The following is a 5,286-nucleotide window of genomic DNA, read 5'->3' on the forward strand; positions in this document are numbered from 1 at the left end:
GTACGGCGTGCCGACCGCGGTGCTCAGCTACGACGACGTCCTCGCGCGCGACGATGTCGACGCCGTCATCCTCGCCACGCCCACCGGCATGCATGCAGCCCAGACTCAGGCCGCCCTCGCCGCCGGAAAGCACGTCGAGGTCGAGATCCCGCTGGCCGACTCCCTCGCCGACGCCCAGGCCACCTTGGCCGCTGCCGAGGCATCCGACTGGGTCGCGATGGTCGGTCACACCCGCCGGTTCAACCCGTCGCACCAGTGGGTGCGGGGTCGGATCGATGCCGGCGAGTTCGCCGTCCAGCAGATGGACGTGCAGACCTACTTCTTCCGTCGCACGAACACCAACGCCAAGGGCGAGCCGCGCTCGTGGACCGACAGCCTGCTGTGGCACCACGCCGCGCACACCGTCGACCTGTTCGCCTACCAGGCGGGCAAGGTGGTGCAGGCCAACGCGATCGAAGGACCGATCCACCCCACCCTCGGCATCCCGATGGACATGTCGATCCAGCTCAAGAGCGAGACCGGCGCGATCTGCACACTGTCGCTGTCGTTCAACAACGAGGGGCCGTTCGGCACGTTCTTCCGCTACATCGGCGACACCGGCACGTACATCGCCCGGTACGACGACCTGGTCACCGGCAACGAGGAGCCCATCGACGTGTCGCAGGTCGCCGTGAGCAACAACGGCATCGAGCTGCAGGACCGTGAGTTCATCGCCGCGATCCGAGAGGGCCGCGAACCCAACTCGTCGGTGCGTCAGGTGTTCGACTGCTACCGCGTGCTCGGCGAACTGCAGGAACAGCTCTCGTGAGACTGCCCGCGCTGGGCCTGGGCTGCATGTCACTCAGCCACGCGTACGGCATCGCGCCCTCGCCCGAGGACGGCGAGCGGATGCTGCGGGGTGCGTTCGAGGCCGGGGTGCGCTTCTTCGACACCGCGACGCTCTACGGCGGCGGCCGCAACGAGGAGCTGGTCGGGCGGGCGATCTCCGGGCACCGCGACGAGATCGTGCTGGCCAGCAAGGGCGGCATGGCGATCGTCGACGGCACCCGGGTGATCGACGGGCGGCCCGAGACGCTCCGGGCCCAGGTGGATGCGTCGCTCGTGCGGCTCGGCGTCGACCACATCGACCTATACTACCTGCACCGGTGGGACAAGAAGATCCCGATCGGTGAGTCGGTCGGTGCGCTCGCCGAGGCGATGGATGCCGGAAAGATCGGCGCCGTCGGGCTGAGTGAAGTGTCCGTGGAGCGGCTGCGCGAGGCGCAGCAGGTCGCCCCGATCGCGGCGGTGCAGAACGAGTATTCGCTGTGGAGCCGCAACGCCGAACTCGGCATGCTCGACGCCACGGCCGAGTCCGGTGTCGCGCTGGTCGCGTTCTCGCCGCTGGCGCGCGGGTTCCTCGCCGATGCGATCGCCGACCCCGAGGAATTCGCGGAGCGCGACATCCGCCGCGCCATGCCGCGGTTCCAGCATCCGCACTGGGAGGCCAACGCCGCGCTGCTACCGCGCTGGCGGGCGCTGGCCGCCGAGGCCGGGGTGACGCCGGCACAGTTGGCATTGGCGTGGGTGTCCTCGCGTGGCGACCACGTGGTGCCGATCCCCGGGACGACGAGCCTGGCGCACCTGCGCGAGCTGCTGGTTCCGGTCGAGGTGCCCGACGAGATTCTGGCCCGCGCGGGGGAGCTGATCGGCACCGCGACGGTGTCGGGGCCGCGGTACGCTCCGCTGCAGACCAGCGAGGTCGATGCCGAGGAGATCGCCGCGTGAAGCTGATCTCGTCGATGGCGACCCGCGTCGTGCTCGGCGACCTGCTCGCCGCTGCCGCGGCGGACGGGCTGCCGGCCGTCGACCTCGAGTCGGTGGGCGGGGTGGATGCCGCCGCCCGGGTGGCCGCGGGGGAGGAGTTCGACCTGGTGCTGCTGTCGGCCGCGGCGCTGGACAAGCTGGCCGCGGACGGGCACGTCGATGCCGCGTCGGTGACGCCGCTCGTGCTGTCGCAGGTGGCCGCCGCGGTGCCGGCGGACGGCTCCGGGGGTGCGGCCGCGCCGGCAGCCGGCGCGGTGGCGTTCCCCGATGCCGACGGGCTGCGGGCCGCGCTGGGTGCCGCGACCGGCATCGGGTATTCGACGGGGCCGAGCGGGACCGCTCTGGTGCGCATGATCGAAGAGTGGGGCATGACCGACGAGGTCGGTGACCGGCTCGTGCAGGCCCGCCCCGGCATCCCGGTGGCTCGGTTGCTCGCCGAGGGCGAGGTCGATTTCGGTCTGCAGCAGCTCAGCGAGCTGGTCGGCCAGCCGGGGGTGCGCATTCTCGGGGTGCTGCCGGACGACTGTGCGATCGACACGGTGTTCTCCGGCGCGGTCGCCACGGCATCCACCGACCCGGTCGCGGCCCGTGCCGTGCTGGAGTTCCTCACCTCCGACCGCGCCCGTGCGATCACCGCGGACCACCACTTCGCCGCCCCGCCCGCGTAGGGAGCGCCTCGTCGGAGCGGACAGCGCCGTCGACCACGGCGACCTGCGGGACGGGTAACGTGCCGGTCATGAGAACGGTGGAGGCCGTGCGTCGCGCCGTCGCGCCGATGACGCGGATGCGGGTGTTCCGGTGGCTCGGCCCGCGCATATTGCCCGCACTGGAGGGGGCGCTGGGCGCGGTGACCGGTCATCGCGTGCAGGTGAGCGCGCTGCTGGTGCCTTCATTCGTGCTCGTCACGCGCGGCGCGCGCAGCGGGCGGGAGCGTGAGGCCCCCCTGATGTACACGCCCGACGGGCACGGGCGCGCGATCGTCGCGGGCACGAGCTTTGCGCGGTCACGGCATCCCGATTGGACGTACAACCTGATCGCCCATCCCCGGGCCGAGATCGTCGTGCGCGGCCGACGATGGAGCGTCGTCGCCGATCTGATCGCGGATGGCGATCGGGAGGCGGCGTGGCGATCGATCGAGGCGCAGTGGCCCGGGTATCGCGCGTACGAGCGCGACTCCGGCCGGGTCGTGCGGCTCTTCCTGCTGCAGCCTGTCGCCGGTCCCTTTCCCGCGCGCGACCGCAGAGCACGGCGCCGGTGACTCTCGCCCGCAGCCGGTCGCCCGACTCTAGCCGGGAAACCATGACGGGACGTCCGGTGGGCCGGCTGGTCGTGCCTCACGTGCGGCCTGCTCCGCACCGCCGAGCCGGTGTGAGCGCGCCCCGACGCCGACACCCGTACGCGTCAGGGCGCACGGGCGCGTCAGGGCGTCGCGACCGCGGACTCTCGTGCCCCACGACGGCGGACACGGCGCATCACCAAGCCGTGCCGGGGCGCGAAGAACCACGCGAGCAGGAACACCGCGGTCGCCACGAGTACGATCATGCCGCCGACGGGCAGATCGAGGCTCCACGACAGGTACAGCCCCACGAGCGCGGACACGGCTCCGATCAGCGGCGCGAGAAGCACCATCACCGGGAGACGGTCAGTCAGCAGGCGCGCGGCCGCGGCCGGCGTGATCAGCAGCGCCAGCACCAGGAGGTTCCCGATCGTCTGGATCGAGATGACGATCGCGACGGCCACCAGCACGTACAGCGCGAGGTCGAGCGCGAACACCGGCAGGCCGGCGGCGCGGGCCATCTCGCGGTCGAGCGTGACGAGCACGAACTCCTTGTGCAACAGGAAGGCGACGGTCATCAGGATGAGGCCGGTGACCGCGACCACGAGCACGTCCTCGTCGGGGATGCCGGTGATCGAGCCGAACAGGAACTGCTGCAACGATCCGGCGTAGCCCGGGGCGCGGCTGATAATGACGATGCCCAGCGCGAACGCGGCGACGAAGAACACCCCGATGATGCTGTCCTCCTTCAGCCGCCGGTTCTGCGCGAACACGGCGACCAGGATCGCGGTGCACACCCCCGCGATCGCCCCGCCGAGGACGAGGCTGCCCTGCAACACGAACGCTACGGCGAGCCCCGGGAAGACGGCGTGCGCGACGGCATCCCCGATGAAGGCCATGCCTCGCAGCACGACGTAGCTGCCGACGATGCCGCACACCAGGCTCGACATGACCGCGACCGCGAGCGCTTTGGGCAGGAACGCCAGATCGGGGTTGAGCAGGTCGGTGATGAAGTCAACGGGCGAGAGCATCGACGGGTTCCTCGCGTTCGCGGCCGGCGGATGCCGCCGTGCCCGGCGCCGTGACGATCCGCAGCAGCGGGTTGTCGGCGCGGACCTGGAAGGCCCGCATCCACACCTCGGGGTGGGCGAGGGCAGCGGCAGTGCCGTCGGCGACGACGGTTCCGTTCAGCAGACACAGCCGCGAGCAGTCGTGTACGGCGGCACCGATGTCGTGGGTCGACATCAGGATTGCGTGCCCCTCGGCGGCGAGACGCGCGAACAGATCGGTGAGCAGTTCCTGGCTGGGCATGTCGAGCCCGGTGAACGGTTCGTCCAGCAGCAGCGCGGTGGGCGACAGCGCGAGCGCGCGCGCCACGAGCACACGCTGACGTTGTCCGCCGGATAGCTCGCCGACCGGGCGGCGGCGCAACTCGGGCATGCCCACGCGATCGAGCGCTTCGTGCGCCGCCCGGTAGTCGGCAGCCTGTGCGCGTCGCATCCACCCGATGCGAGCGGTCCGCCCGGTGAGGACGGCCCCTTCGACGGTGATCGGGAAATCCCATGCGAACTCGTGGCGCTGCGGCACGTACCCGACCAGTGACCGGGCGTGCGCGGGGCGACGTCCGTCGATCTGGACGCTCCCGGACCGTGCCGGGATGAGCCCGAGCACTGAGCGCAGCAAAGTGGTCTTCCCGGCGCCGTTGGGACCCAACAGGCCGACGAGATCGCCGGGCCGCACGGCAAGGGTCACGTCGGTGAGGACGCGCCGGCCACCCAGGTCGACATGGAGGCCGCGGACATCGATGCCCGCGGTGGTCCGCCGGGAGACCCCGGGCGCCGCGCTGGCCGTCACGAGCCGTCCTCGCTGTCGGTGCCGGATGCCGCAGAAGCCAATGCGCGTCCACGTCTCCGCGCCCGGGCCGACACGATGACGACGACGATCACAGCGACCAGCAGAATGACTGCCCCCGCCGCCACGAGGTACCACACCGTCGCGTCGCCAGCGTCGCCGTCAGCGTCGGCGCCAGCCCGCTCGTCGCCAGCGTCGCCGCCGGTTCGCTCGTCGCTGTCAGACCCGGCATCCGGGTCGCCGTCCGTGGCCTCTCCGTCGGCTGGCGCCGTCAGGGTGGCGGCGAACGCGTCGGCGGGGTCGGTCTCGTCGCCGACCGCGAAGCGCAGCGTGCCGCGTGCGCTCAGGGTCTC

Annotated in this window: 7 protein-coding genes; 4 read left to right on the forward strand and 3 right to left on the reverse strand. The window is 71.5% G+C overall.

Features of this window, described 5'->3' with window-relative positions; all coding sequences use genetic code 11:
- The 4 genes from ACK5KK_RS02190 to ACK5KK_RS02205 form a co-directional block, all read left to right on the forward strand.
- On the forward strand, positions 1 to 808 hold an 808-nt coding region (locus ACK5KK_RS02190), incomplete at its 5' end, for a Gfo/Idh/MocA family oxidoreductase (protein WP_416888455.1).
- Positions 805 to 1,767 carry an aldo/keto reductase gene (locus ACK5KK_RS02195; RefSeq protein ID WP_416888456.1) on the forward strand — a complete coding sequence of 321 codons (963 nt, stop codon included), beginning with the start codon at positions 805 to 807 and terminating at the stop codon, positions 1,765 to 1,767. The genes ACK5KK_RS02190 and ACK5KK_RS02195, both read left to right, overlap by 4 nt.
- Entirely contained in the window at positions 1,764 to 2,474 is a 711-nt protein-coding gene (locus tag ACK5KK_RS02200) for a substrate-binding domain-containing protein (RefSeq protein ID WP_416888457.1), read from the forward strand. Before ACK5KK_RS02195 ends, ACK5KK_RS02200 begins: the two co-directional genes overlap by 4 nt.
- 68 nt (positions 2,475 to 2,542) lie before the next feature.
- Positions 2,543 to 3,064, forward strand: a complete 522-nt coding sequence (locus ACK5KK_RS02205; protein WP_416888458.1) for a nitroreductase family deazaflavin-dependent oxidoreductase — start codon at positions 2,543 to 2,545, stop codon at positions 3,062 to 3,064.
- 161 nt (positions 3,065 to 3,225) lie between these two features.
- Here the strand turns inward: ACK5KK_RS02205 and ACK5KK_RS02210 are convergent, their stop codons facing one another.
- From ACK5KK_RS02210 to ACK5KK_RS02220, 3 genes are all read right to left on the reverse strand, one after another.
- Positions 3,226 to 4,113, reverse strand: a complete 888-nt coding sequence (locus ACK5KK_RS02210; protein ID WP_416888459.1) for an anchored repeat-type ABC transporter permease subunit — start codon at positions 4,111 to 4,113, stop codon at positions 3,226 to 3,228.
- A complete protein-coding gene (locus ACK5KK_RS02215; protein ID WP_416888460.1) occupies positions 4,097 to 4,936 on the reverse strand; it encodes an anchored repeat-type ABC transporter ATP-binding subunit in 840 nt (279 codons plus the stop codon). The genes ACK5KK_RS02210 and ACK5KK_RS02215 overlap by 17 nt, the downstream gene beginning before the upstream one ends.
- Positions 4,933 to 5,286 (reverse strand): hypothetical protein (locus ACK5KK_RS02220; protein WP_416888461.1); only part of this gene is annotated, 354 nt, incomplete at its 5' end. The genes ACK5KK_RS02215 and ACK5KK_RS02220, both read right to left, overlap by 4 nt.

It is taken from the genome of Microbacterium sp., assembly GCF_047972865.1.
Classification (GTDB): domain Bacteria; phylum Actinomycetota; class Actinomycetes; order Actinomycetales; family Microbacteriaceae; genus Microbacterium.